Genomic DNA, 25,705 nt, shown 5'->3' with positions numbered 1-25,705 from the left:
CTTGCGCTTCAGCTCAATCGATCCCTCAACCAATCCGGCAACGGCACCGATTTCTTCAACGCCGCGTCCTGCCACACCGTGGTCGCCCCACCCGCGGCGACGATGACGCCGGGTTCATCGACGCGCTCGAGCGTGATCCAGGTGTCGAAACTCGATCGACCGGGATTGGAGACGTAATGCCTGGCGAGGATCTCGCCCGGGTAGGCGAGCTGCCGATGGAAGTTGCAGAACGCGTTGACGATCACCGGACCGGTGCCATCGGGATTGGGCGGATGACCCAGGCTCTCGAGCCACTCGACGCGCACGATCTCCAGGTAGCGGAAGTAGATCGTGTTGTTCACGTGCCCCATCGCATCCATGTCGCCCCAGCGGATGGGAATGCGGGTCTCGTGGACGAGCTTCTTGTCGTCGGGCAAGTCGAAGCGCATGGTCGGCGGCCGGTGATGAGATCGGGGGATTTCAACACGAGGCCATTGCGATGGCGCTTTCAACGAATCAGGCGGGCCATTCGCTCGACGACTGAGCGGTCAAGTTCAAGGGCGCTGATTTCGGAGCGGCGCGCTCGCATCAAGCGCACGCTCCGCTCATCCGGAAACAGTCCGTCGAGGCAGAGGCGCAGGCCCTCGCGACGCAGGCGGGACGGCACATGCAGCGATCTGATCCAGAGCGACTCGCCCTCGTTCCATTCGCTCAGATGGAGCCACGGATCCAGCGATTGAAGCATGCGCTGCTCGGTCTCTCTGGCCAGATGGGCCCAGGTCACGAAACCGACCGGGACACTCTCGAAATTCAGGAAGAAGGCGATCTTCCCGTGCCTGGCCGAGGGAATGATTTCATCGAGCAGGAATCGCCTCAGGTCGCCACGCCAGCTTTCGTCCTCCGCAAGAATCATGGACACCGCGCCCACCACGCGCTGCCTGATCGGGTCCTGCAATTCGCAGTCGTGCAGGGCCAGCTCAAGCATGTCCAAACTCGCGCGACTGATTCAAGGTCGACACCCCAAAAAGCCATTGGTGTCTCGGGCGAATATCCATGGCCGGCTTGAAGGCAGCCAGCGCCAATGGACTGAATTGAGCACCCTCGGCTTCCAGTCGACCCTCTGGCGTCAACGACACGGCTGACTCGGTCAACCATCCCTTCAAGGTCACACGACCATCAGGCGGAGTGTGGAAGACGCCAGTCCATTGGCCGAGCATCTCCTCGATGAAATCACTGACTTCCGCGGCTCGATTCCTGCAGACGTCGTTGATCACCCCATCCAGCCAACGGCGATAGAGAGGCTTCAAATCCGCATTGCGCTGCGTCGCGCGGATCAACCAGGCCATCCCCTGCTCCACCAGACTCAAACCGTCTGCGTGCATGCATTGAGCCGCTTGAGCGAACGCTCGAATGAAGCCGTCCCTCACGCCAGGCGGAAACGCGCCGGGATCCGGTCGATAGGTGAGCCCGCGGGCGAGAGAAAGGCCCGTCGTCTCGCAGATGGCCTGGGCGATCACGGCAAGGATGTCGTCCGCCCCGGCTTGCGGGAGCATCTCGTGATCGTCTCCACCGAAATACATGTGACCCTGAACGGATCCGCTTTCAATCACTGCCACGAGTGCTGACAGCAAGGCCTCGATGTTCTGGGCATCGAGTTGAAATGCGCGTTCCAACGGGAAGCCCACCAGACCGAGATGCTCCCGCATCAAATAGCGATGATGCGCCGCCGCCAGTTCCGCCGCCACTTCCTCGCAAGCGGCTTGAAGTCGGGCGCGTGGCACAGCGCAGCGGTGATCAAACTTCGCGATGTAGAACAGCAGGTCCGGCACAGCGAGCAACACCTGATGGTGTTGATGTTGGCTGGACCATCCGCCCACGCTGACCAGCACCGGCTGAAGCGTGGAAACGGCGGTCGTCGTCGTGAAATCGACGAATCGACCGTCGATGCACAAGTTGGAGGGGATCAGCGATCCGTGCACCAGCCGCTTCGTCCGGAGCACGGCGAGCTGATTCATGAGCGAATCAAACATCTTCTGCACGCCTCGCGCTGCGGCTTCGAAATCGATTCGATCCTCGGCTGCGCAGAGCCAGTTCACCAAGCGCGGGATGCCGTCGCGCATGCGGGCCAACTCGCGCTGTGCCAGCTCATGGCCCACGTTCATGAACGAGGAGCGCATGAAATGCGCGACCCTCAAGGATTGCTCGCGATACAGCAACGCGCGCGGAGCAGTGCTTGGAGTCTTTTCCTTCCCGAATTCCGTCGCGAACGTGAATCCGAGATCTGCAATGGCAAGCGCCCGGACAGCACCGTTCGGCGCAGCCACCGAGAACAGTTCGCCGATCAAGGTGTCGCGCACGGCGTCTTGCAGCGACAGCGCGCCGTGGCGATGCCACTTGTCCAGGCCCGGCCCTCCGAGAAGACTCGGGCCGATTCCCTTGATCTGGACGCCCGCGTAGTTCCCGCATCGGACGCCGCCGGCATTCGAGCCAATGCCGGAGCCTCCGTACATCTCCAATTGGGCGACGAGGGTTCCTGCCCGCTGCAGCCGGCCGCTCCCACCGGCATCCACGGGCGTGAACGCCAATGGGAGCGGTCCTCTGAAGTTCGGGGCCGACCAGACGGTCTTCCCACCTGAAAAGATTGGAAGCTCGCAGTCGATCAACGACAACGGACTTAGTTCTTCCAAATTCATTTGATGCAACTACAGAACCTCGGACGGAGATTGAAAGAAGGACTCAGAAAAATTTCTTCCGAAGTCTTTCTTTTATCCTTTCAGCAATCTCAGCACCATTCTTGCGCGTTGCATTGCTGATCGCCGAAAAATCAAACTGCGAATCTGGATCAGGGTAATGCTCTGCAATGCGTAGATCTGCGGCAACGCGCTCGCCGACGACCGGATCGGTTGATGCCAGCTTCAAGGCGTATCGCATTGCATCCTGCTGTTCCTGCGTGATGCCAAAGAGCTTTGGCTCATAAAAGGAAACATTGAGGATGCTGGAGATATCACCCGAGTTGGCATCGTTGACCATGCGAGAAAGCGTCGAAGGCGCGCGAGAACCGGCGAGGAAACTTTCCTTCGCTGCGCCAACGACCCCTTGCTGCATGGCCAGATCCAGCAAACCCAATCGCACCTTGACGTGGTCACCCGGGACTGTCTGGCAATGCGCGATCTTCCTCGCATACTCCTGCAATCTCTCTACCCGACTGGCCAGCAATTGGGCATCGGCATACGGATCGTGTCCTTCCGAGCGTACGAGCTTCAGAATTTCCAGATCTGACTTGCATCTGCTCAACACGTTCGCGAGTATTGCGGCCATGGGCCCGTCATTGCCGGCAAGAGCGCGCTTCACCTGATCATTCAAAGTCTCCTGGCCAATGGGCAGTATTGGGACGTCCGCCAAGGCCTTGGCCGTCAACGCCGCATTGGTTGCTCTGACGGTGCCAACGCGAAACGAGATGAGACAGCCCATTACCACCAAGCATGAAACGACGATTTTTTTCTTCAGTTCCATATGAACTCACGACATGTTTTCTCGAAGCCTTAGCTTCAGCCTTTCCGCAATTTCAGCGCCCTTCATGCGGGCTTCATTACTGATCTCCGAAAAATCGAAATGCGAATCTGGAACAGCGTATTCCTCTGCGATCCTCAGCGAGTTGACGACACGAAATCCGGTCTCTGGATCAGCCGCACCCAATTTCAGGGCGTACCGCACCGCATCCTGCTCATCGCGAGTAATGCCAAGCAGTTTTCTGTCATACCTTGCCACGTTGAGCAGGGAATAACGATCACCGGCATTAGCATCACGGATCAATTGCGAAAGCGTTGCAGGCTCGCGGGAACCCATTGAAAAGCTTTCCCTAGCTGCGCCTACCACGCCTTGCTGGACCGCCAGATCCAGGAGACGCAAGCGAACTTGCTTATGGTCACCTGGCACGGTCTGACAAGCCGCAAATTCCCGCTCATACTGCCGCAGTCGCGCCAACCGCATGGCCAGCAATTCCTGGTCAGTATGGGGATTGGCACCTTCAGAGCTCGCCACCTCCAGAATTCCCATATTTATCTCGCATTCCTTCAGCATGAACGCGAGATTAGCGGCCATAGGCCCGTCTTTGGCGGCAAGTGCGCGGCCCACCTGATCATTCAAGGTACCGGGCGCTTCATAGCCGCTTGGCGAAGTCGGCACGAAGGGCGATGTGCTTCCCGCTGAAGCCGCCACAGCCAAAGCAACAATATCAGGTTTGGATTCTCCGAATTCAACTCGCTGGACGCCATCCGAAGCCAAGGATTCCGCGCGTTCATTCGTTTCAGAAGAGTCACTTCGACTGAACTTCCATTCACCAATCAGAACGAGACACCCCGCCACCACGACGACGGGAATGACGTACTTGTTTGCGACTCCCATACATCAACCTTTATCAACAGCCTTCAAACAAACGTCTCGTCGCTCATCATAGAAATTAAGCAGCTTCGTATGTTGACGTTTCAAATTCGTAGCGCAGCTACCAGGACCGGCTCCGGCAGTCTCATGCAAGAATTGCTTCGTTTGCTCAGCGAAGTAGCCAATTAACGTGCTGTTTCGAGTGGCGCACTCATTCATGTCAGTCTCGTGGAATTTGAACAATTCCTCCCGCGAGTCTTTTCTGGCAGCTTCGCACTTCTCCCTCTCCTCCTCCTTTTGCTTCTCGGATTTAGGCGGAGGCGCCGGTTTTCCGCCCCCATATTCACCTTCTGGATATCCTCCACAGCTTTGGCATCCGCCTCCGCCGGAATATCCACCAAACCCCGTTCCGGTCGATCCCGAGCCGCCAGATCCGCCCCCACCCGAATTTCCGTTGACGACGACTGGAGCCAGGACCGTCTGTCCGATGGCGCCTTCAAAAGCGGAAGGCATGCAGGATCCGGCCGCCAGCGCCGACGATGCCAATACCTTGACGAATTTCCCCATTTCTTTCCCTCGGCAATGCCCTGTCGTTGATGTGAAAGGTGCATCGACCTTATCGACGCCCTCCCCCATCCCGCAATTGCCTGTATTCGGTCGCACACACATGTCATTCCGCGAGGCCCTCCACATCTGCTAATGCAGCCGGAGTCCGGCGTCTCAGGGTTTGCCTCCGCTCCCCATTCCAGACGCCCGTAGGACCATGTCCCGCGTATCCAAGGGAGACCCCGATGACCCGTGCCTGGTCGACGCTCGCCGTCGTGCTGACGATCCTCGTGCCCTGCGCTCCCGCGCACGCCACCGACATCACCCCGCGCCCCGCCCTCGGCCGCTTCCACGAGATCTTCAAGGAGCTCGTCGAGATCAACACCACGCAGTCCAGCGGCAGCTGCACCGTCGCCGCGCAGGCCATGGCCAAACGCCTGCGACAGGCCGGCTACGCCGACGCGGATGTCCAGCTCATCGTGCCGCCCGACGTGCCCACCAAGGGCAACCTCGTCGCGCGGCTCAAGGGCTCCGGCGCGAAGCGCCCGCTGCTGCTCGTCGCCCACCTCGATGTCGTCGAGGCCAAACGCGAGGACTGGAGCCGCGATCCGTTCAAGCTCATCGAGGAGAACGGCATCTACTACGGCCGCGGCACGCTCGACGACAAGTCCCAGGCCGCCGCGCATGTCAGCAACATGCTCCGCTACAAGGAAGAGCGCCTCGTCCCGCAGCGCGACATCATCCTGGCGCTCACCTGCGACGAGGAAATCATCCCGTCCCGTTGGGACGGCGTGGACTACCTGCTCAAGCACCATCGCGCGCTCATCGACGCGGAGCTCGCGATCAACGAGGGCGGCGGCGGACGGCTCGACAAGAACGAGCGCCCCGTCTCCTACAGCCTGCAGATCGGCGAGAAGGTCTTCGTGACCTACGAGCTGGAGGTCACCAACCCCGGCGGCCACAGCGCCCTGCCCGTGCGCGACAACGCCATCCACCACCTCGCCGAGGGCCTCGCACGACTCGGCCGCTTCGACTTCCCCATCCAGTTCAACGACACGACACGCGCCTACTTCGAGCGTGTGGCCGCGCTCGACGGCAACCAGGACGTGGCTGCCGACCTGCGCGCCTTGCTCGCGCGTCCCACCGACACCGCCGCGCTGGAACGCTTGTGGACGAAGTCGCCGGTCTACAACTCGAGCGTGCGCACGACGTGTGTCGCGACGACCGTCGAGGCCGGCCATGCGTCCAACGCGTTGCCGCAACGCGCGAAGGCCACCGTGAATTGCCGCATCCTCCCGGGGCAGCCTGCGGAGGACGTGCGTCAGACGCTGATACGCGTCCTGGCCGATGACAGGATCTCCGTGCGCCCCACCAGCGAGGCACTCGCGTCGCCGCAGCCGCCGATGTCACCGATGGTGATCCAGGCGGTCGAGCAGTCGGTGACCGAGCTCTGGCCCGGCGTGCCGGTCATTCCCACGATGCTGGTGGCCACGACCGACGGGCGCTTCCTCAACAACGCCGGCATCTGGACCTACGGCGTCGGCGCCTTCACAGGCGTCGAGCCCAGCGGCGTGCACGGGCTCGATGAACACGTGCGCGTGAAGTCGCTCAGCGACTTCCAGGAATTCATGTACCGGCTGGGCAAGCGCCTGGCGATGTGATCGCGGCGCCTGCCCGGCAGGCGGGTCCTCAACGATCGTCGCTGGAGCCGCGATCCGACTCGTCATCGTCCCGCGAGATGTTCTGTTGGGACGGGTTGCGCGAGGTCTGCGGGTTCTTGTCTTGCGAACCCTGGTTCAGCTGGCCCTGACGGCCCGAGCTCGGCTGGCTCTGCTGAGGCGACTGCCGCTGCCCTTGCGAGCCCGACCCCTGCTGCTGGCCGCCAGGCTGGTTCTGCCCTTGCTGTCCTTGCTGATGCTGCTGTTGCTGCGGCTGCTTCTGCTGTTGGCCTTCTCCACTTTGGGACGGCTGACGTTGATTCGCATTGGGTTGCTGAGCCATGGTGGTCTCCATCGGATGGACGTCGGCAGGAACACCGACCCCCGTGGTCTGGCAATGCGCATGCCCCTGCGCCCCGTTTCCCTCTGCAACGCGCGAAAGGTTCGATACAGGGAATCTCGATTGCCACACAACGAACGCGGAGGCGGCTTGCCGTCTTCACACATCCCCCACTTTCTAGGAGATTCCCATGAAGCGTGTTCTTCTGACGGCTGCCGCAGCCACCTTCCTGTCCCTGGGCGCCGGTATCCCGCTGGCGATGGCACAAGCCGCTTCCTCGCCCGCCATGGGCTCCAAGGCCGACGCGAAGGCGCTGGAGAAGCAGGCCGACGCCGACTACAAGGCGGCCAAGAAGGCCTGCAACGCGATGAAGGGCGACGCGGAGAAGCAGTGCATGAAGGACGCGAAGGCCACGCACGAGAAGGCCGAAGCGGACGCCAAGGCCATGAAGGAAAAGGCCAAGGCCGATGAGAAGGCGATGAAGTGATTGCCGTCTGATCCGGAAGGCGGGCCCTGGCGCCCGCCTTTTTCATGTCCGCTTCATGCCCGCTCGATCGGCGCCGATGTCGCGTCTGATGTTCGGCACGGGCCTTGCCCGAAGCAGTTGAGAACCCGCGGCGGGCGCCGCAAGCGTTCTTCAACCGGTCCAAGGCATCAAAGGAGTGGCCATGAACCCGTATCGACAACGAGGCAGACAGGATCAACGTCAGGACGACTCGCCGTGGCAAGGCGATCACGACCGCCCCAATTACGGCGCGCAGAGCGGCAACTACCGGCCGGATCGCTCACGCGAGGACTACCAGCCGGCCTACCAGGGCACCAGCTTCCAGGCCGATCGCGATGATCAGCGTGGCGGCGGGTACGGCGGCCAGTCAGGCAGTCAAGGCGGCTATGGCGGCGGTCAGGACTACCGCGGCGGCCGCGACGCGCAGGGCTGGAGCGGCGACACCGGTTCTGGCGGGCGCTACCGCGACCAAGGCCCCCGCCATGAGGGTTGGCGCGAGGACCGGGGCCTTCCACAAGATGCCCGCTACAGCAGCACGCTCAGCGAGCATTACGGCGGCGGCGACTCGCGCTGGGCCGACGACCGCAACCACCAAAGCAGCCCTCAAGGCGGCTATCAGAGCCAGGGCGGCTATCAGAGCCAGGGCGGCTATCAGGGCGGCTTGCAAGGCAGCTACCAAGGTGGATACCAGGGCGACCAACAGGACCAGCGCGCGGACTGGTCCTCGCAGCAGCAGCGCCGTCATCACGATCCCGACTACGAACAATGGCGCGCGGAGCAGATGCGCCTGCTGGACAGCGACTACCACGGCTGGCGCCAGGATCGGTACCAGAAGTTCTCCGAGGACTTCAACAAGTGGCGCTCCGAGCGCTCCTCTCGCCAGACCGCCGGCAGCGGCCAAGTCGGCAGCGATGCCAACAGCCATGCGGGCAGCACGACCGACAGCACCGATCGGCTTTCTTCAGGCGATCGCGCTTCCACCGCCTCCGGCAGCGGCAGCCAGGCCAGCAGCGCCACCGGCACGGGATCGTCTTCCGATCATGCCTCGGCGTCGTCCGGACTCTCCGGCCCGGCCAGTGCCTCGTCGTCCTCGTTGAAGACGAAGTGACAGCGCGCTGAGCTCCCAAGCCGAAGGGCGCCGCCGGTGCACACCGGCGGCGCCCTTTTCATTGCCGCTCACGCGGCGAGACGAACTCACACGCGCGGCGGATCGGACTCCCGCTCGAAGGCGCGATGCTGGCCCAGCGCCAACGCCAGCGCCTGCGCGCCGCGTGCCGGGTCGTCATCGAGCAGGACGCCCGGCGCGAGCGCCGCCGGATCCAGCGCCGGCCCCAATCCCGCCGCATGCAGCAGCGACACGCCCTCGCCCAGCGCGAGGATGGGCTTGCAGTGACGGAACTGGTCACGGACAAACTCGAAGACATGCGCGTCCCGCGCCAACGCGCCGATCGCCGCCTGGCCGTCAGGAATCACCAGCGCGTCGAAGAGGAAGCCGGGCTCGTTCTCCAAGGACACATCCGCTTCCAGACCGACGCCATCGGCCGTCTTCACGGGACCGATACGCGTCGCCGACAAGCGGGGCACCGCGCCGGCCGCGAAGAGCGCGTCGACCACCGTCGACACCGCCCGGCCTGACACGCCATCCGCTACCAGCACCACGACCTTGCGTCCCGCGATCGAGCCATCGCCGGGTCGCGCCATCAGCGACAGCGACGGCGACGCCGTGACCTCCGGCTTGGGCGAGTTTCCGATGGCCAGGGGCATCGCGGGCGGCAGCGTCATGTTCAGGCCCTCGGCGATCCTGGCCGCAAGTTCTTCCGATGCGTTGCGCAGCGAGGCCAGCATGCGCGTGCGGATCGCCGGCACCGTCACCTTGCTCAGCTCGAATCGGAAGGCCGCCGCGATGTGCGCCTGCTCGGCCGGCGTCTGGCTCTCGAAGAACAGCCTCGCCTGCAGGTAGTGCTCGGCGAACAGCGCCGGCTTGGCGCGCACCTTGGCCTGCTCCTCCTGCCCGCGCTGTCGCGCCGCCACCGAGGTGAAGCCGTGCGCGGCCCCGGCCTGGAACGGACAGCCGCCGCCCAGCGAGTTGGGCTCATAGGACACGCGCCCGCGCGGAATCGCCTGGCGATGCATCCCGTCGCGCTGGTGGTTGTGGACCGGCGCGATCGGCGCGTTGATCGGGAGCTCGTGGAAGTTCGGGCCGCCCAGCCGCGAGATCTGCGTGTCCACGTACGAGTGGATGCGCCCGGCCAGCAGCGGGTCATTGCTGAAGTCGATGCCCGGGATGATGTGCGCCGCGCAGAAGGCGACCTGCTCGGTCTCGGCGAAGAAGTTGTCGGGGTTGCGGTCCAGCACCATCCGCCCGATCGGCCGCACCGGCACCAGTTCCTCGGGGATCAGCTTGGTCGGATCGAGGATGTCGAAGCTGAAGCGGTCCGCCTGCTCCTCGGTGAAGACCTGCACGCCGAGCTCGTACTCGGGGAAGGCGCCGGACTCGATGCGCTCCCACAGATCGCGCCGGTGGAAGTCCGGATCGGCGCCGGAGATCTTGACCGCCTCGTCCCACACCAGCGAGTGCGTGCCGGCCTTGGGATTCCAGTGGAATTTCACGAAGACGCTGTCCCCGTCCTCATTGACGAAACGGAAGGTGTGCACGCCGAAGCCCTGCATCGTCGCGTAGGAGCGGGGAATCGCGCGGTCGCTCATCACCCACATCAGCATGTGCGTGGATTCGGGCATCAGCGAGACGAAATCCCAGAAGGTGTCGTGCGCGCTGGCCGCCTCCGGCATGTGGTGATGCGGCTCGGGCTTGACCGCGTGGACCAGGTCCGGGAACTTCATCGCGTCCTGGATGAAGAAGACCGGGATGTTGTTGCCGACCAGGTCCCAGTTGCCTTCGTCCGTGTAGAACTTGACCGCGAAGCCGCGCACGTCCCGCGCGGTGTCCTTGCTGGCAGCGCCGCCCTGCACGGTGGAGAAGCGCACGAACACCGGCGTGCGCTTGCCCGCGGCCTGGAAGGGCGCAGCGCGCGTCAGGTCGCCCAGCGGCTCGTAGCACTCGAAGTAGCCGTGCGCCGCAGAGCCGCGCGCGTGCACGATGCGCTCGGGGATGCGCTCGTGGTCGAAGTGGGTGATCTTCTCCCGCAGGATGAAATCCTCGAGCAGCACCGGCCCGCGCGCGCCGGCCTTGAGCGAGTTCTGGTTGTCGGCGATCGGCACGCCCTGGTTGGTGGTGAGCCGCTGTCCGCTCGAATCGACACGGACACGGTCCAGCGAGGCGATCGTGGCATTGCGGCCTTCCTCGGCCTGCGTGCCGGTCTTGTCGCTGACCTGGCGTTCCGACAGCGTGCTGGCCGACGGCAGCCGCGACGGGGCCGCGGCATGCTGGCCCTCGGGAGGAATCGCCCCGCCCTTGTTCGGCGGCTCGGCGTGTTCGGCGCGCTTGTGCGCGTTGTGCGGGAACGCGTCCGCGAGCTCGCCGGTCTCGGCGGCCTGGCGCAGGGCCAGATCATGGGCATCGCTGGGCGCAGCGCTCGAGGGCGCGCTGTCGGTGTTGCGGGCGGCCGCCTTCGAGGCGGGCCGGGCGGGCGTGCGGGGAGCTTTGGCCATCGTCGCCCTCCCCGTTCAATGCTGGGCCGCGCGCTGCGCGGCATTGCGCTTGCGCGTGGCGGCGGCCTTTTTGGCCGATGCCGAGCGCTGTGCCGGCGTGCGGCTGGCGGCCGCCTGCCCGCCGAGCTTGCCGCCCTTGCGCGAGGACGTGTGGTTCTCCGCGTGGCCGCGACCGGATCCAGACAGCTTGCCGCCGCCCGACTCCTTGTTCACCGTCGCCCAGGCGCGGCGCTCGGCCTCGTCGTGCGAGACGCCGCGATCCTCGTAACCGGCCTCGATGTGCTCGGCCTTGCGCTTCTGCTTGTCCGTGTAGGACGACTTGTCGCCTCTGGGCATGGTGCTTCTCCACGAGTGTTGGACAAGCACATGCGGGCAACGGGCATGCCCTGGCGTTCGCGATCAGCCCAGATCAGGCCAAACCAAGCTCCGCCTGGATGCGGGCCACGGCGGCCTTCAGCTGCTCGACCTCGGCGCGCAGCGCGGCGATCTCCTCATCGCGCGCGCCGGCGGATGCGGAGACCGTCGCGCTCGACGACGACACGCCGCCGGCCGGGATCTCCGGCTCGCCGCTCAGCAGATGGGCCCAGCGCGCCTCGCGCGCGCCCGGCGCCTTGGGCAGCTTCACCGCGAGCGCCGGCTCCCGCGTGGCGAGTTCCTCCAGGAAGCCCTCCACCGACGACACGTCGGCGAAGCGATGGATGCGCTCGCAGTTCAGGCGCAGTTCCGCCGAGGTCTGCGGTCCGCGCAGGATCAGCAACGTCAGCAGCGCCTCGGCCTGCCCCGGCACGCCCAGCACGCGCTTCATGTTGTGCTCGAAACGCGCCACGCGGCTGCCGCTCACGCTGTTGACCAGGCTCATGCCCTTCAACTCGTCGAGCACCGCCGCCACGTCCGACTCGCTCGCGTTCATCACCGGATCGCGCGCGGTCTTCTGATTCACGCCCAGCGTCAGACTGTTCAGCGACATCGGATAACTGTCCGGCACCGTGGACGCCTTCTCCACCAGCACCGCCAGCACGCGCGCTTCCAGCGCGCTCAGTTCTCTCACAGCCATCGGCCCACTTCTCTCGTCGTTGTCCCGTTCCGGCTCACACGCCGAAACCGTCGTCCGCCTGGATGATCGCGCCGTTGATGAAGCGGCTTTCCTTCGCGCACAGCATCAGCAGCGTGGTGTCCAGGTCCTGCGGCGTGCCCACGCGCTTGCGCGGCAGCAGCTCCACCAGCTTGCGTCCCTGCTCGGTCTGCCACTGGTGATGATTGATCTCGGTGTCGATGTAGCCGGGGCAGATCGCGTTGACGTTGATGTCGTACTTGCCCCATTCCAGCGCCATCGCGCGCGTCATGTGCACCACCGCCGCCTTGCTCATCGCGTACACGCCGATCTGCGACAGCACCCGCAGTCCGGCCATCGATCCGATGTTGACGATGCGCCCGCCGGTGAAGGTGCCCGGCGCCGCGCCGCGCGCCCGCGCCAGCATGCGCTTGCCGACCTCCTGCGCGACGAAGAACGCGCCGCGCACGTTCGTGTCCATCACGTAGTCGTAATCCTCGGGCGTCACGTCCACGAGCTTCTGCGTCGTGCCCACGCCCGAGTTGTTGATCAGGATGTCGAGCGTGCCGACCTCCGTCTCCGCGCGCGCCACCGCGGCCTTGATGCTGTCCAGGTCCGTGACGTCGAGCTGCACCACGTGCGCGTCGCCGCCACCAGCCTCGATCTCCGCGCGCAGGTCCTTGAGGCGGTCCACCCGTCGCGCCGCGAGCACCACGCAGGCGCCGGACTTGGCCAGGGTTCTCGCGAACTGCGCGCCCAATCCGCTGGACGCGCCGGTGACGAGGGCCACGCGGCCCTCCAGGTCGATGCTGTAGCTCATGGCAAGGTCTCTCGCAAAACTTCTCGTATGACCGGACAGGTGCCGGCCACGATAGCACGCGAGCCTGTCGCGCGGACCCGGACGCGGACCCGCGCGCGCCGCTTCAACCTGCCATCACCGTCTCGATTTCCGTGGTCACCTGGGTCATCAGCTTGTGCACGGGGCATTTCTCCGCCACCGCGAGCAGTTGCTGGCGCTGTTCGTCCGTCAGATCGCCGACGAAGGTCAGCGAAGCCTTGAGCTTGTAGACACCCTGGCGCTCCTGCGAGCCGTCGCGTTCCAGCTCGACCAGCACGTCCTCGAGCGGCAGGCCCTTGCGCTGCGCGTACCAGAGCACCGTCAGCGCCTTGCATGTGGCGAGCGCCGAGTCGTACAGCTCGTGCGGATCCGGACCCGCGTCCTCGCCGCCACCGGCCACCGGCTGGTCGGCCGTCAGCGTGTGCTGGCGGATGCTCACCGTCTGGCGCATCGGGCCGGACTTGTCGCGTTGAACGTGGATGCTCATGAGGGGTCCTCGGATCGGATGAAGGAAGCGGGAGGGACAGGCCGATGGCCTGGATCCGGCTCATCCTACGGGGACAACCCTGAGACCGGGAGCCCCGTTCGGGCGAGCTGTCGACGCGACTCTCTATTTCATAAAAAGCACGACCGTTCTTTTTTCGTTCCACACGGCTAGAATGCGCCGCAAACCGCCCCAGCCAGACAGCGAGCCGGCCCCCGCCTTCTCGCACGGTCGCGGCCAGGACCCTGATCAGAACAAGCAAGGATGACCATGACCTCCGAAGAACTTGTGGCCCAGTACGGCCCGCGCGACAGCATGGAATACGACGTGGTGGTCGTGGGCGGCGGTCCCGCCGGCCTGACCACCGCGATCCGGCTCAAGCAGATCGCCGCCGAGAAGGGTCAGGAGATCTCAGTCGTGGTGCTGGAGAAGGGCTCGGAGGCCGGCGCGCACATCCTGTCGGGCGCCGTGATGGATCCCCGCGCGATCACCGAGCTGTTCCCCAACTGGAAGGAACTCGGCGCGCCGCTCAACCAGCCCGTCACCGGTGACCAGGTGCTGTTCCTGTCGGAGACCGGCGCGAAGTCCACCCCGCAGTTCCTGATCCCGGGCTGCTTCCACAACGACGGCAACTACGTCATCTCACTGGGCAACGTCACGAAGTGGCTGGCGCAGCAGGCCGAGGCGCTGGGCGTGGAGATCTTCGCCGGCTTCGCCGCCGCGGACGTCGTCTACGACGAGCAGGGTCGCGTCAAGGGCGTGGCCACCGGCAACATGGGCGTGGGCAAGGACGGCGAGCCGCATGAGGGCTTCCAGCTCGGCATGGAGCTGCACGGCAAGTACACCGTCTTCGCCGAGGGCGCGCGCGGCCACCTGGGCAAGCAGCTGATCGCGAAGTTCCAGCTGGACGCCGGCAAGGATCCGCAGACCTACGGCATCGGCATCAAGGAACTCTGGGAAGTGCCCGCCGGTCAGGCCCAGCCCGGCCTGGTCGTGCACACCGCCGGCTGGCCCATGGACAGCGAGACCTACGGCGGCGGCTTCCTGTACCACCTCGAGGGCAACAAGGTGACGCTGGGCTTCGTGGTCGGCCTCGACTACAAGAACCCGTGGCTGTCGCCGTTCGAGGAAATGCAGCGCTGGAAGACGCACCCCGCGATCCGCAAGCACATCGAGGGCGGCAAGCGCCTGGGTTACGGCGCCCGCGCAATCACCGCAGGCGGCCTGCTGAGCCTGCCCAAGCAGGTCTTCCCCGGTGGCGCGCTCGTCGGCGATGACGCCGGTTACCTGAACGCCGCGCGCATCAAGGGCAGCCACGCCGCGATCAAGTCCGGGATGATGTGCGCCGACGCCATCGCCGACGCGCTCGCCGCGGGCCGCTCGCTGGACGAGCTCAGCGCCTATCCCGCCGCCTTCGAGCAGAGCTGGCTGCGCGAGGAGCTCGATCAATCGCGCAACTTCAAGACCTGGTTCAAGAAGGGCAACACCGTCGGCACGCTGATGACCGGCATCGAGCAGTGGCTGCTGCCCAAGCTTGGCATCAAGAGCCCGCCGTGGACGCTGCACCGCGACAAGCCGGATCACGCCTTCCTGCGCCCCGCGTCGGAAAGCCCCAAGATCGCCTACCCCAAGCCCGACGGCAAGCTGACCTTCGACCGGCTGTCGTCGGTGTTCGTGTCCAACACGAACCACGAGGAGAACCAGCCCGCGCACCTGACGCTCAAGGACGCCAGCGTGCCGGTCAATGTGAACCTCGCCAAGTACGCCGGCCCCGAGAGCCGCTACTGCCCGGCCGGTGTCTACGAGTTCGTGAAGACCGACGACAACGTCGAGCGGCTGCAGATCAACGCGCAGAACTGCGTGCACTGCAAGACCTGCGACATCAAGGACCCGACGCAGAACATCGTGTGGGTCACGCCCGAGGGCGGCGGCGGTCCGAACTACGTCAGCATGTAAGCCATGCAGGACAAAGCCCGCTTCGCGCGGGCTTTTTTTCGTCCGTCGCGGCGGTCTCGATCCGAGTGATCAGCGCGGCTCGAGCTCCCTCACCCAGCGCGCGAGGATCTGGTCCTCGAGCGAGCCGTGATGCTCCTGATGCTCGAGGATGCGCGCGCGCTCGGCCGCGTTGCGGTTCTGGCTGAGCTTGGCCTTCATCGACCAGCGCGTCACGGGAACCCGGAAGCCCACAATCGCGCCCAGCAGCTTGTGCTGGAAGTCCGCGGGCAGTCCGCGCCATTGCGCGGCGTAATCGGGTTCCTGCGTCGCGATCAGGCGCTTGAGCAGCGCGTCCTTGCCGGCCTCGTCGTCGATGACCTGGACCGGTCCCTGCACCTGAAGCGTCAGGTAGTTCCAGGTCGGCACCGACAGCGGCGTGTCGTAATGGCTGGGCGAGATGTATGCGCCCGGTCCGTTGAACTGCACCAGCACCTGGTCGAGCTGTCCCGACATCAGCGCCGCCACATGCGGATTGGCGCGCGCGAGGTGGCCCTCGAGCCACCAGCCCTCGCCGGCCGAGGGGTCGCTGGGCGCGCCCCAGATCATCGGTACGGGCGTCGCCGACAGGCCGTGCGTCGGATCGATCAGCATCAGCGTGGCGAGCGGATGTTCCTGGATCATCAATCGCGCATGCGAGAGATCAGGCAGGTCGAAATGCTTGGGCGTGTACATCCGTCCAATGTAGGCCACATCGCCGCGGACCAACGGAAAGTTTTCCTGGCTCATCCATGCATGACTGAGCTCGGCCCTGAATGCAAAAACCCCCGCAACTTTCGCTGCGGGGGCTTCACATTCTGGTTGGCGGAGACGGAGGGATTCGAACCCTCGATGCAGGTTTTGCCCGCATACTCCCTTAGCAGGGGAGCACCTTCGGCCACTCGGTCACGTCTCCAACCGGGGAAGCCGAGACTATAACACGGCTATTCGAGCTCTCAACCGAAACTCCGGTTGAAAGCGTTCACTCCATCGACCTCAGGCTTCGATTTCCTGGTCCAGGTCGAACGCGCGATGCAGCGCGCGCACGGCCAGCTCCATGTACTTCTCGTCGATGACGACGGACGTCTTGATCTCGCTGGTCGTGATCATCTGGATGTTGATGCCCTCTTCCGACAGCGAGCGGAACATCTTCGACGCCACGCCGACATGCGAGCGCATGCCGATGCCCACGATCGACACCTTGCAGATGCGCTGGTCGCCGGTCACCTTGGCGGCCTGCACCGCCGGTCCGACGACCTTCTCCAGCAGCTCCATCGCGCGCTGGTAGTCGTTGCGGTGCACGGTGAACGAGAAGTCGGTCTTCCCGTCCTGCGACACGTTCTGGATGATGACGTCGACGTCGATGTTGGCGTCGGCCACCGGGCCCAGGATCTGGAACGCGATGCCGGGCTTGTCCGGCACGCCGAGCAGCGTCACCTTGGCCTCGTCGCGGTTGAATGCAATGCCGGAGACGACGGCTTGTTCCATTTGTTCGTCCTCTTCAAAAGTGATCAGGGTGCCGGACTTGGCTTCCTCGTTGATGTCGATGTCCCACGGCGTGAAGCTGCTCAGCACGCGCATCGGCACGCGGTACTTGCCCGCGAATTCCACCGAGCGGATCTGCAGCACCTTGGAGCCGAGCGACGCCATCTCCAGCATCTCCTCGAAGCTGATGGTGCTCATGCGACGGGCCTCGGGCACCACGCGCGGATCGGTCGTGTAGACGCCATCCACGTCGGTGTAGATCAGGCACTCGTCGGCCTTGATCGCCGCGGCGATCGCCACCGCCGACGTGTCCGAGCCGCCACGGCCCAGCGTCGTGATGTTGCGGTCCTCGTCCACGCCCTGGAACCCGGTGATCACGACCACGCGGCCGGCATCCAGGTCGGCCTTGACCTTGGCGTCATCGATGCTCTCGATGCGGGCCTTGGTGTACGAGTTGTCCGTCGACACGCCCACCTGCCAGCCCGTGTAGCTGACCGCGTCCATGCCCTCGGCCTGCAGCGCGATGGCCAGCAGGCCCACCGAGACCTGCTCGCCGGTGGAGGCGATCATGTCGAGCTCGCGCATCAGCGCGGGCGACGAGCTGCCGGGCGACAGGTCCTTGGCCAGGCCGAGCAGGCGGTTGGTCTCGCCGCTCATCGCGGACGGGACCACCACCATCTGGTGGCCGGCCCGCGCCCATTTGGCGACGCGCTTGGCGACATTGCGGATACGGTCGGTCGACCCCATCGAGGTGCCGCCGTACTTGTGAACGATCAATGCCATGGGAGTGTCTGGTGACTGCAGGGGGAACGGCGGATTCTAAGACGCGCCCTCACCCGCAACGTCGGTGTCCATGCACGATCCGCATGCATCGGGCACCCAAGTCAGCCCCATCTGTGCTTCACCGGGCGCGCCCCACCAGCGCGCGTCCACGCCCAGACCGGGCGCGAAGAGCAGAAGTCCGTCGACGTGGATCAGCGGTCCTTCCCTCTGGACAGCGGGGATTCCCGCCGTTTGCCAGCACTTGCGCAGCGCGCGCGCGAGCCCCTTGGCCTGCGCCTGGAACTGCTCGCCGCCTTCGCGCGGACGCAACTCGACATTGCTGAGCGCAGAAAGCGCGACGCCCCCCGCGCTCACGGGTCGGACCTCGATCGCCCCACCCCAGCCCGGCACCGGATGCCGGCCCGCGGTCGACAGATCCATGCGCTCGTGCGTGGCCGCGCCGGCCGCGACGATGCCCAGTCCGATCAGCGAGGCGGGCATCGGCTCGGCGCGCGCGGATCGCCGGACCGTGGGCGGCGCCTGCACGAAGAAGCGCCCGCGATAGAGATGCAGCTCATTGCCGCCCAGCGGCCATCGCGCGACGCCCGCGGTCGGCGCCTCGTCCAGCAGGCGGCGGATCAGCGTCGCCGGCGCGGTGCGGCCCGTCGCGCGATGCAGCCACGCGCGCAAGGCATTGGACGCACGCGCCGGGCTCAGTTCACGCAGCATCGCCTGCGACAGGCCGTCGGCATCGGACCAGCGCGCGAGGTCCTCCGCGGCGATCTCGCGTTGCAACTCGGTCGCTTCCTGCGCCCACGCCGCGGCCTGGGCCAGCGCGGCCTCCGCGCCGGGACTCTGCGCGGTCAGCGCGGGCCACGCGTTCAGGCGCAGGCGATTGCGGGCGAAGCGCTCGTCGCCATTGCTGTCGTCGTCGATGAAGCGCAGGTCGTGTTCGGCGATGTAGGCCTCGATCGCCTCACGTCGGCGGTCCAGCCAGGGTCGCGCCCAGCACACGCCATCGCGCCATTGCGTCCGCGGCATCGACGAGAGCCCGGCCACGCCCGCGCCGCGCAACGCCTGCAGCAGGAAGGTCTCAGCCTGATCGCGGCGGTGATGGGCCAACAGCAACAGATCAGCGCCGGCGGCGAGGGCCAGCGCCTGCAGCGACCGATAGCGGCCCTCGCGGGCCCAGGCCTCGATGCTCTCACCGGGTCCGGGCGCGCCGCTCAGGTGCTCGGCGATCAGCTCGACAGGCAAGCCCTGACCCGCCCAGTCCGCGACCTGCAAGCGCAGGTGATCAAGCCAGGCGTCCGCCTGCGCGTTGAGCCCATGATGGATGTGCAACGCCACCACGCACGACCCGGACGAACGGGCCGCGACAGCGGTGGCGTGGAGAAGTGCCGTCGAATCCCGGCCGCCACTGCAGGCGACCGCGATCACGCGGCGGGCGTGAAGGTCGCCCGCGGGGTCGGCGCAGGGATCAGCGGCTCTTGGTGTCGCCGAATCGGCCATAGGCCTGCAGGCGCTCATAACGGCGTTCCAGCAGATCCTTGGTCTTCAGGTCGGACACCTGACGCAGGGCATCGCCCAGCGCGCGCTTCAGGTTGGACGCGGCCTGCTTCTGATCGCGGTGGGCACCGCCCACCGGCTCATTGACGATCTTGTCGATCAGGCCCAGCGCCTTCAGGCGATGCGCGGTGATGCCCAGGGCCTCGGCGGCCTCGGACGCGCGGGCCGCGGTCTTCCACAGGATCGACGCGCAACCTTCCGGCGAGATCACCGAATACGCGGAGAACTGCAGCATCAGCACCTGATCGGCCACGCCGATGGCCAGCGCGCCGCCGGAGCCGCCCTCGCCGATCACCGTCGCGATGATGGGGACTTCCAGCTGCGCCATCTCGAAGATGTTGCGGCCGATCGCTTCCGATTGACCGCGCTCCTCGGCGCCGATGCCGGGGTACGCCCCCATCGTGTCGATGAAGGTGAACACCGGCAGGCCGAACTTCTCGGCCAGCTTCATCAGGCGCAGCGCCTTGCGGTAGCCCTCGGGACGCGGCATGCCGAAGTTGCGCAGCGTGCGCTCCTTGGCGTCCGCGCCGCGCTGGTGGCCGATGACCATGCAGGCCTGGCCATTGAAGCGCGCCAGGCCGCCCACGATCGCGGCGTCATCCGCGAAATGGCGGTCGCCATGCAACTCCTGGAACTCGGTGAAGACCTCGTTGCAGTAGTCCAGCGTCTGCGGGCGTTGGGGGTGACGGGCGATCTGGTAGACCTGCCACGGCAGGACATTCGCGTAGATATCCTTCGTCAGCTGCAGGCTCTTCTTGCCCAGTCGGTCGATCTCTTCCGAGATGTCGACCGCCGACTCGCTCTGCACGTAGCGGAGTTCGTCGATCTTGGTTTCGAGCTCAGCGATGGGCTGCTCGAATTCGAGGAAGTGTTTCTTGCTCATTCTCAGTAATCCACGGGTAGCGGATCGAGGCTCCGCCAAATGTACCATGTGGCCACCGAGCGGTACGGGGCCCAGCCCTCGCCGAGTTCGCGGGCTTCGGCCCGCGACACCGGCTCGTCGCTGAAGTAATGCTGACTGATGCCCTTGAGCAGTCCCAGGTCATCCAGGGGCAGCACGTTGGGGCGCATCAGGTGGAAGATCAGGAACATCTCGGCCGTCCAGCGGCCGATGCCGCGAATCGCGACCAGTTCCTCGATGATGGCTTCGTCCTCCATCTGCGCCCATTGGCGCACATGGACCTGACCCGATTCGAAATGCTGCGCCAGGTCGCTGAGGTACTCGACCTTGCGCGCCGACAGGCCCACGCCGCGCAGCGCGTCCTTCTCCAGGCCCAGCACCTCCACCGGCTTGATGCGGTTGGACGGCCCCGAGGTCAGCTCGGCGAACTTGTCCCACACGCTCTGCGCGGCCTTCACCGAGATCTGCTGCCCGACGATCGACCGCGCCAGCGTCGTGAACGCGTCGCCGCGGCTCTGCAGCCGGGCCTCGCCGAATTGCGGGATCAGCTTCTTCATCACACGGTCGCGCTTGACCAGGTGACGGCAGGCTTCATCCCAATAGTCCGGGGTCACCCCGGCAGTCGCCACACGCGCCATCAGGCCAGCTCTCCACCCTTGGCCACGCGCACCCAGGTGGTGCCGGCGGCGGAATCCTTGAGCTCGATGCCCTGTTCGGCCAGCGCCTTGCGGATGCGGTCCGCCTCGGCGAAGTCGCGCGCGGCCTTGGCCGCGGCGCGCGCGGCGATCTGCGCCTCGATCGCGCCCTCGTCCAGGCCCGCGCCCGACTGCAGGAAGACCTTGGGCGACTGCTGCAGCACGCCCAGCACGCCGCCCAGCGCCTTGAGCAGCCCGGCGTCCTGCGCCGAACGATCGCGGTTGACCTGATTGGCCAGCTCGAACAGCACCGCCAGCGCGCCCGGCGTGTTGAAGTCGTCGTCCATCGCCGCCTTGAACGCGGCCGCATGGCCTTGCGTCCAGTCGATGGCCACGTCCGCCGGCGCCACCGCGTCGAGCGCCGTGTACAGGCGGCGCAGCGCGGTGCGCGCGTCGTCCAGGCTCACGTCGCTGAAATTGAACGGGCTGCGGTACTGCGTGCGCAGCATGAAGAAGCGGATCGACTCGCCGTCGAACTTCCGCAGCACTTCCTGGATGGTGAAGAAGTTGCCCAGGCTCTTGGACATCTTCTCGCCGTCGATGTTCAGGAAGCCGTTGTGCATCCAGACATTGACGAACGGATGGCCCAGCGCGCCCTCGCTCTGCGCGATCTCGTTCTCGTGGTGCGGGAACTGCAGGTCCATGCCGCCGCCATGGATGTCGAAGCGCTCGCCCAGCAGCGCGCAGCTCATCGCGGAGCACTCGATGTGCCAGCCCGGACGGCCTTCGCCCCAGCGGCTGGCCCACTTGGCCTCGGCCGGTTCCTCGGCCTTGGCGGACTTCCACAGCACGAAGTCCAGCGGATCGCGCTTGCCGTCGTCCACCGCGACGCGCTCACCGGCGCGCAACTGGTCCGGCGACTTGCCGCTCAGCTTGCCGTAGCCCTCGAACTTGCGCACCGCGTAGTTCACGTCGCCGCCCTCGGCCTGATAGGCCAGGCCCTTGCGCTCGAGCGTGTCGATGATGTCCAGCATCTGCGGGACGTAGTCCATCGCGCGCGGCTCGTGCGTCGGCGTGGCGATGCCCAGCGCCGCGAAATCGCGGTGCATGGCGGCGATCATCTCGTCGGTCAGCTGGCGGATCGTGATGCCGCGCTCCAGCGCGCGGCGGATGATCTTGTCCTCGATGTCGGTGATGTTGCGCACGAAGGTGACATCGAAGCCGCTGGCAGCGAGCCAGCGGTACACGACGTCGAACGCGATGTTCATGCGCGCATGCCCCATGTGACACAGGTCGTACACGGTGATGCCGCAGACGTACATGCGGACTCTGCCCGGCTCGATCGGTTGGAAGGGCTGCAGCTGACGGGTCAGCGTGTTGTAGATGCGCAAGGAGGACATACGTGTGTCGCGCCGCGTGCCTCGGGGCCGGGTCCGCCGACGCGACGACGCCGCCATCGCCGGGCCGGCGAGGGGTCGCTGGCGTCGGCGCATTCGGCGGTGCGGTACGGGTGAGGCGGAGGGCCGGCCGGGAGGCGAGCGGGAGACGAAAGCTCGCTCTAGAATGCCCGGCAGTATAGCGGCCCGCTTTTTATGCCAAGACCTCCCGCCTTGTTCCCCGCCCTGGTCCGCGCCCTGTGCATCGCCCTGGCGATGACCGGCGCGACCCTGACCCACGCCGCCGCGCTCGACGAAGCGCAGGCCCAGTGGGCCTCCGGCAAACGCGACCAGGCCATCCAGACGGCCGAAGCCGGCCTGAAGGCCACGCCCGACGATCCGCGCCTGCGTTTCGCGCTCGGCACGATGCTGCTCGAGCAGCAGCAGCTCGAGCGCGCCCGGGTGCTGTTCGTCGCCCTCACCGAGGACTTCCCCGACCTCGCCGATCCCTACAACAACCTGGCTGTCATCCACGCCGCGCGCGGCGAGTATGAAGCGGCGCGTCAATCCCTGACCCGTGCGCTGGACCTGCAGCCCGACCACGCGCAGGCCCAGGAGAACATGGGCGACGTGCTGATGCGCCTGGCCCAGCAGTCCTACGAACGCGCGCTCAAGCAGGCGCTCGGCGACGACACCGGGCTCAAGGTCAAGCTGCAGCGCGTGACCGCGTTCAACAACGCCAAGACCCTCCAGCGCTGAACGCCGGAGTGCGCCACACGGCGCGCTCGCGGCGGGCGCGGTCCCTCCCCTCACCCCCTTACCAGGACTCCAGGACCATGCGGACTTCCCGTCTCCTGCTCGCCGCCGGCGCCCTCGCGCTGGGCCTGGCCGCCTCGCTCGCCCAGGCGCAGGTCGTCAAACTGAACACCAGCGTCGGCGACATCAAGATCACGCTGGACGCCGAGAAGGCGCCCAAGTCGGTCGCCAACTTCCTGGCCTACGTGAAGGCCGGTCACTACAACGGCGTGATCTTCCATCGCGTCATCGGCGACTTCATGGTGCAGACCGGCGGCTACACGCCCGACCTGAAGCAGCGCCCCACCAAGGCGCCGATCCCGCTGGAAGCGGGCAACGGTCTCATGAACATCCGCGGCAGCGTGGCCATGGCCCGCACCGGGGATCCGAACTCGGCGACCTCGCAGTTCTTCATCAACGTCGTCGACAACCCCGGCCTCGATCCCGGCTTCGCGTCGGACGGCCGCGGCTACGCGGTGTTCGGCTACGTGTCCGAGGGCATGGAGGTCGTCGACAAGATCCGCGCGGCGCAAACTGCGGTGTCGCCGAAAAATCCGGCGTTCCAGAACCTGCCCACCACGCCCATCCTCATCAACAAGGCCACCGTCGAGAAATAAGGAGTCAACGACATGAGCAAGAAAGTCGAACTGCACACCAACCAGGGTCTGATCACCATCGAGCTGGATGACGTGAAGGCCCCCAAGACCGTCGAGAACTTCCTGGCCTACGTGGCCAAGGGCCACTACGACGGCACCATCTTCCACCGCGTCATCAAGGGCTTCATGGCCCAGGGCGGCGGCTTCGAGGCCGGCATGAAGCAGAAGCCCACCGACGCCCCGATCCAGAACGAGGCCAACAACGGCCTGAAGAACGACAAGTACACGCTGGCGATGGCGCGCACCAACGCGCCGCACTCGGCGAGCGCCCAGTTCTTCATCAACACCGTCGACAACGACTTCCTGAACTTCAAGAGCGAAAGCCCGTCGGGCTGGGGCTATGCGGTGTTCGGCAAGGTCGTGGGCGGCCAGGACATCGTGGACAAGATCGAGAAGGTCAAGACCAGCCGCTCGGGCTTCCACGACGACGTGCCGGTCGAGGCGGTGATCATCGAGCGCGCCGTCGCGGTCGAGTGAGTCCCCCGTCCGCCGCCTTCCCCCTGCCCCGCCCGCTGACGTCCGAGACGTCCCTGCGGGCGGCGCCGGGCTGGCGGCGGATCGATGTGCTGTCCGACCTGCACCTGTCGCCGGACCTCCCGGCGACGCTGGCGCGCTTCAGCGCCCACCTGGCGGCCACACCCGCCGACGCCGTGTTCCTGCTCGGCGATATCTTCGAGGCCTGGATCGGCGACGACGCGCGCTGGCAGGCCGGCACCTTCGAGCAGCAGATGCTCGAGATGCTGCGCGCGGTCTCCGCGCGCAAGCCCCTTTTCTTCATGCACGGCAACCGCGATTTCGCGCTTGGCCAGCCGATGGCTGACGACGCCGGATTGCGCCTGCTCGACGACCCGACACGCCTGGACGCCTTCGGCCGCTCGTGGCTGCTGAGCCATGGCGATCAGCTGTGCCTGGCCGACGTCGCCTATCTGCGAGCTCGGGCCGTCGTGCGGCGGCCGGGCGTGCTCGCGACGCTGCGGGCGATGCCACTGTTCGCGCGACGCGCGTTGGCCCGTCATCTGCGCGCCAAGAGCCGCGCCAGCCAGACCGACCCCAGCACCTGGGCCGATGTCGACGACGCCGCTGCCCGCGCCTGGCTGCGCGCATCCTGCTGCGACACGCTGATCCACGGTCACACGCATCGGCCCGCCCTTCACGACCTGGGCGACGGCCTCTCCCGAGCGGTGCTGTCCGACTGGGACTACGACCACGGCCCCGGCCGCGGCGATGTGCTGGTGATCGAGGCCACAGGGCTGCGCCGGATCGCGCCGATGACCTCGGCGGTCGAGACACCCCTCCCCCGATGATCGGCGGCCTGCTCCAGCGCTGGCGCGAACGCCGCGAGCGCAAGCTGCTCGAGGACTTCGCGATCCCCGACACGCTCTGGGCGTTGACGCTCGCGCAGTACCCGTTCATCGCCCGCCGCAGCGAAGCCGACCGAAGCGAACTCCGCCGGCTCTGCTCGCTCTTCCTCGGCTCGAAGGAGTTCCACGGCGTCAACGGCTTCGACGTCACCGACGAGGTCGCCGTGGCCGTCGCCGCCCAGGCCTGCCTGCCCGTGCTCCGGCTCGGCCTGTCCTGGTACGACAGCTTCGTGGGCATCGTCATGCACGAGGGCGAGGTCGTCGCGGCGCGCGAAATCATGGACGACGACGGCGTCGTCCACGAGTACGACGAAACCCTCGCCGGCGAAGCCATGGAAGGCGGCCCGATCATGCTCGCCTGGAGCGAGATCGCGCCCGAAGCCGTCGACCGCGTCGAGGGCCATGACACCGTCTACAACGTCGTCATCCACGAATTCGCCCACGTGCTGGACATGCGCGACGGCAACCCCGACGGCATGCCTCCCATCGACGACGCCACCCTGCGCCTGCGCTGGTCCGCCACCATGGAAGCCGAATGGCAATGGTTCTGCGATCAGGTCGACGCCGGCGCCGCCACACTCATCGACCCCTACGGCGCGGAAGCCCCCGAGGAATTTTTCGCCGTCGCCGTCGAGGCATTCTTCGTCGCGCCGCGCGAGCTGCTCGCCGAGCAGCCGCGGCTCTATCGGCTTTTTACCGAGTTCTTCCTCCAGGACCCTGCCCTGGGCTAAGCGCCATCAGGCACCAGCGGGTCCCCTCTCCCTCCTGTCCCCCCTTCGCTTGCTTCCAGCAAGCGAATTCCTT

General features: G+C 66.0%; 27 protein-coding genes and 1 tRNA gene. 9 read left to right on the top strand and 19 right to left on the bottom strand.

Features of this window, described 5'->3' with window-relative positions:
• Positions 1 to 8: 8 nt before the first annotated feature.
• From ACNI65_RS06095 to ACNI65_RS06070, 6 genes are read right to left on the bottom strand one after another with little or no spacing between them, the layout of a single operon-like run.
• Positions 9 to 428: an acyl-CoA thioesterase gene (locus tag ACNI65_RS06095; RefSeq protein ID WP_416761807.1), complete on the bottom strand. Its 420-nt coding sequence runs from the start codon at positions 426 to 428 to the stop codon at positions 9 to 11.
• A gap of 59 nt (positions 429 to 487) precedes the next feature.
• Entirely contained in the window at positions 488 to 964 is a 477-nt protein-coding gene (locus tag ACNI65_RS06090) for a toxin-activating lysine-acyltransferase (protein ID WP_416761805.1), read from the bottom strand.
• Entirely contained in the window at positions 957 to 2,672 is a 1,716-nt protein-coding gene (locus ACNI65_RS06085; protein WP_416761804.1) for a hypothetical protein, read from the bottom strand. The genes ACNI65_RS06090 and ACNI65_RS06085 overlap by 8 nt, the downstream gene beginning before the upstream one ends.
• Before the next feature lie 43 nt (positions 2,673 to 2,715).
• A complete protein-coding gene (locus ACNI65_RS06080) occupies positions 2,716 to 3,492 on the bottom strand; it encodes a hypothetical protein (RefSeq protein ID WP_416761803.1) in 777 nt (258 codons plus the stop codon).
• Positions 3,493 to 3,498: 6 nt separating this feature from the next.
• Complete coding sequence (locus ACNI65_RS06075; protein ID WP_416761802.1) at positions 3,499 to 4,383, bottom strand: hypothetical protein; 885 nt, start codon at positions 4,381 to 4,383, stop codon at positions 3,499 to 3,501.
• Positions 4,384 to 4,386: 3 nt separating this feature from the next.
• Positions 4,387 to 4,926: a hypothetical protein gene (locus ACNI65_RS06070; RefSeq protein ID WP_416761801.1), complete on the bottom strand. Its 540-nt coding sequence runs from the start codon at positions 4,924 to 4,926 to the stop codon at positions 4,387 to 4,389.
• Between the two features lie 224 nt (positions 4,927 to 5,150).
• Between ACNI65_RS06070 and ACNI65_RS06065 the strand changes: the two genes are divergently transcribed.
• On the top strand, positions 5,151 to 6,566 hold the full coding sequence (locus tag ACNI65_RS06065) for a M20/M25/M40 family metallo-hydrolase (RefSeq protein ID WP_416761800.1): 1,416 nt from the start codon (positions 5,151 to 5,153) through the stop codon (positions 6,564 to 6,566).
• A gap of 28 nt (positions 6,567 to 6,594) precedes the next feature.
• Here the strand turns inward: ACNI65_RS06065 and ACNI65_RS06060 are convergent, their stop codons facing one another.
• The gene (locus ACNI65_RS06060; protein ID WP_416761799.1) at positions 6,595 to 6,906 is read right to left on the bottom strand and encodes a hypothetical protein; all 312 of its coding nucleotides are present in this window, start codon (positions 6,904 to 6,906) and stop codon (positions 6,595 to 6,597) included.
• Positions 6,907 to 7,093: 187 nt separating this feature from the next.
• Here ACNI65_RS06060 and ACNI65_RS06055 point away from each other — a divergent pair, with 187 nt between their 5' ends.
• Positions 7,094 to 7,390 carry a cell envelope biogenesis protein TolA gene (locus ACNI65_RS06055; RefSeq protein WP_416761797.1) on the top strand — a complete coding sequence of 99 codons (297 nt, stop codon included), beginning with the start codon at positions 7,094 to 7,096 and terminating at the stop codon, positions 7,388 to 7,390.
• A 181-nt stretch (positions 7,391 to 7,571) separates the two neighbouring features.
• A complete protein-coding gene (locus tag ACNI65_RS06050; RefSeq protein ID WP_416761796.1) occupies positions 7,572 to 8,516 on the top strand; it encodes a hypothetical protein in 945 nt (314 codons plus the stop codon).
• Positions 8,517 to 8,602: 86 nt separating this feature from the next.
• On the opposite strand, the gene ACNI65_RS06045 is transcribed toward ACNI65_RS06050, so the two are convergent.
• The 5 genes from ACNI65_RS06045 to ACNI65_RS06025 all read right to left on the bottom strand — a co-directional run bounded on the left by ACNI65_RS06045 (position 8,603) and on the right by ACNI65_RS06025 (position 13,393).
• A complete protein-coding gene (locus ACNI65_RS06045) occupies positions 8,603 to 11,017 on the bottom strand; it encodes a catalase (RefSeq protein WP_416761794.1) in 2,415 nt (804 codons plus the stop codon).
• Between the two features lie 15 nt (positions 11,018 to 11,032).
• Positions 11,033 to 11,353 (bottom strand): plasmid stabilization protein, encoded by a 321-nt coding sequence (locus ACNI65_RS06040; RefSeq protein ID WP_416761793.1) that lies wholly within the window; start codon positions 11,351 to 11,353, stop codon positions 11,033 to 11,035.
• Between the two features lie 73 nt (positions 11,354 to 11,426).
• Positions 11,427 to 12,071 (bottom strand): YceH family protein, encoded by a 645-nt coding sequence (locus tag ACNI65_RS06035; RefSeq protein WP_416761792.1) that lies wholly within the window; start codon positions 12,069 to 12,071, stop codon positions 11,427 to 11,429.
• Positions 12,072 to 12,105: 34 nt separating this feature from the next.
• Positions 12,106 to 12,888: an SDR family oxidoreductase gene (locus ACNI65_RS06030; RefSeq protein WP_416761790.1), complete on the bottom strand. Its 783-nt coding sequence runs from the start codon at positions 12,886 to 12,888 to the stop codon at positions 12,106 to 12,108.
• 103 nt (positions 12,889 to 12,991) lie between these two features.
• On the bottom strand, positions 12,992 to 13,393 hold the full coding sequence (locus ACNI65_RS06025; RefSeq protein ID WP_416761789.1) for an OsmC family protein: 402 nt from the start codon (positions 13,391 to 13,393) through the stop codon (positions 12,992 to 12,994).
• Positions 13,394 to 13,660: 267 nt separating this feature from the next.
• Between ACNI65_RS06025 and ACNI65_RS06020 the strand changes: the two genes are divergently transcribed.
• Complete coding sequence (locus ACNI65_RS06020) at positions 13,661 to 15,346, top strand: electron transfer flavoprotein-ubiquinone oxidoreductase (RefSeq protein ID WP_416761788.1); 1,686 nt, start codon at positions 13,661 to 13,663, stop codon at positions 15,344 to 15,346.
• A gap of 69 nt (positions 15,347 to 15,415) precedes the next feature.
• Here ACNI65_RS06020 and ACNI65_RS06015 read toward each other — a convergent pair whose 3' ends face one another.
• The 7 genes from ACNI65_RS06015 to cysS all read right to left on the bottom strand — a co-directional run bounded on the left by ACNI65_RS06015 (position 15,416) and on the right by cysS (position 22,113).
• A complete protein-coding gene (locus ACNI65_RS06015) occupies positions 15,416 to 16,057 on the bottom strand; it encodes an FMN-binding negative transcriptional regulator (protein WP_416761787.1) in 642 nt (213 codons plus the stop codon).
• Positions 16,058 to 16,184: 127 nt separating this feature from the next.
• Positions 16,185 to 16,277: transfer RNA gene (locus tag ACNI65_RS06010), tRNA-Ser, on the bottom strand.
• Between the two features lie 80 nt (positions 16,278 to 16,357).
• On the bottom strand, positions 16,358 to 17,629 hold the full coding sequence (locus ACNI65_RS06005; RefSeq protein WP_416761786.1) for an aspartate kinase: 1,272 nt from the start codon (positions 17,627 to 17,629) through the stop codon (positions 16,358 to 16,360).
• 36 nt (positions 17,630 to 17,665) lie between these two features.
• On the bottom strand, positions 17,666 to 19,120 hold the full coding sequence (tilS, locus tag ACNI65_RS06000; protein ID WP_416761784.1) for a tRNA lysidine(34) synthetase TilS: 1,455 nt from the start codon (positions 19,118 to 19,120) through the stop codon (positions 17,666 to 17,668).
• Positions 19,089 to 20,060, bottom strand: a complete 972-nt coding sequence (locus ACNI65_RS05995; RefSeq protein WP_416761783.1) for an acetyl-CoA carboxylase carboxyltransferase subunit alpha — start codon at positions 20,058 to 20,060, stop codon at positions 19,089 to 19,091. The genes tilS and ACNI65_RS05995 overlap by 32 nt, the downstream gene beginning before the upstream one ends.
• A 2-nt stretch (positions 20,061 to 20,062) precedes the next feature.
• Positions 20,063 to 20,716 (bottom strand): DNA-3-methyladenine glycosylase family protein, encoded by a 654-nt coding sequence (locus ACNI65_RS05990; RefSeq protein ID WP_416761781.1) that lies wholly within the window; start codon positions 20,714 to 20,716, stop codon positions 20,063 to 20,065.
• Positions 20,716 to 22,113 carry a cysteine--tRNA ligase gene (gene cysS / locus ACNI65_RS05985; protein ID WP_416761779.1) on the bottom strand — a complete coding sequence of 466 codons (1,398 nt, stop codon included), beginning with the start codon at positions 22,111 to 22,113 and terminating at the stop codon, positions 20,716 to 20,718. The genes ACNI65_RS05990 and cysS overlap by 1 nt, the downstream gene beginning before the upstream one ends.
• Before the next feature lie 210 nt (positions 22,114 to 22,323).
• Between cysS and ACNI65_RS05980 the strand changes: the two genes are divergently transcribed.
• The 5 genes from ACNI65_RS05980 (at position 22,324) to ACNI65_RS05960 (ending at position 25,632) form a co-directional block, all read left to right on the top strand.
• Positions 22,324 to 22,848: a tetratricopeptide repeat protein gene (locus ACNI65_RS05980; RefSeq protein WP_416761778.1), complete on the top strand. Its 525-nt coding sequence runs from the start codon at positions 22,324 to 22,326 to the stop codon at positions 22,846 to 22,848.
• Positions 22,849 to 22,925: 77 nt separating this feature from the next.
• Positions 22,926 to 23,501, top strand: a complete 576-nt coding sequence (locus tag ACNI65_RS05975) for a peptidylprolyl isomerase (RefSeq protein ID WP_416761777.1) — start codon at positions 22,926 to 22,928, stop codon at positions 23,499 to 23,501.
• Between the two features lie 12 nt (positions 23,502 to 23,513).
• On the top strand, positions 23,514 to 24,017 hold the full coding sequence (locus tag ACNI65_RS05970; protein WP_416761776.1) for a peptidylprolyl isomerase: 504 nt from the start codon (positions 23,514 to 23,516) through the stop codon (positions 24,015 to 24,017).
• On the top strand, positions 24,014 to 24,844 hold the full coding sequence (locus tag ACNI65_RS05965; RefSeq protein ID WP_416761775.1) for a UDP-2,3-diacylglucosamine diphosphatase: 831 nt from the start codon (positions 24,014 to 24,016) through the stop codon (positions 24,842 to 24,844). Before ACNI65_RS05970 ends, ACNI65_RS05965 begins: the two co-directional genes overlap by 4 nt.
• Positions 24,841 to 25,632: a zinc-dependent peptidase gene (locus tag ACNI65_RS05960; RefSeq protein ID WP_416761774.1), complete on the top strand. Its 792-nt coding sequence runs from the start codon at positions 24,841 to 24,843 to the stop codon at positions 25,630 to 25,632. Before ACNI65_RS05965 ends, ACNI65_RS05960 begins: the two co-directional genes overlap by 4 nt.
• The last annotated feature ends 73 nt before the right edge of the window (positions 25,633 to 25,705 follow it).

It is taken from the genome of Roseateles sp. So40a (genome assembly GCF_048081605.1).
Taxonomy (GTDB): domain Bacteria; phylum Pseudomonadota; class Gammaproteobacteria; order Burkholderiales; family Burkholderiaceae_C; genus Roseateles.
Note: the sequence above shows the minus strand (reverse complement) of the source record. Positions and strands in the feature narration are given on the sequence as shown.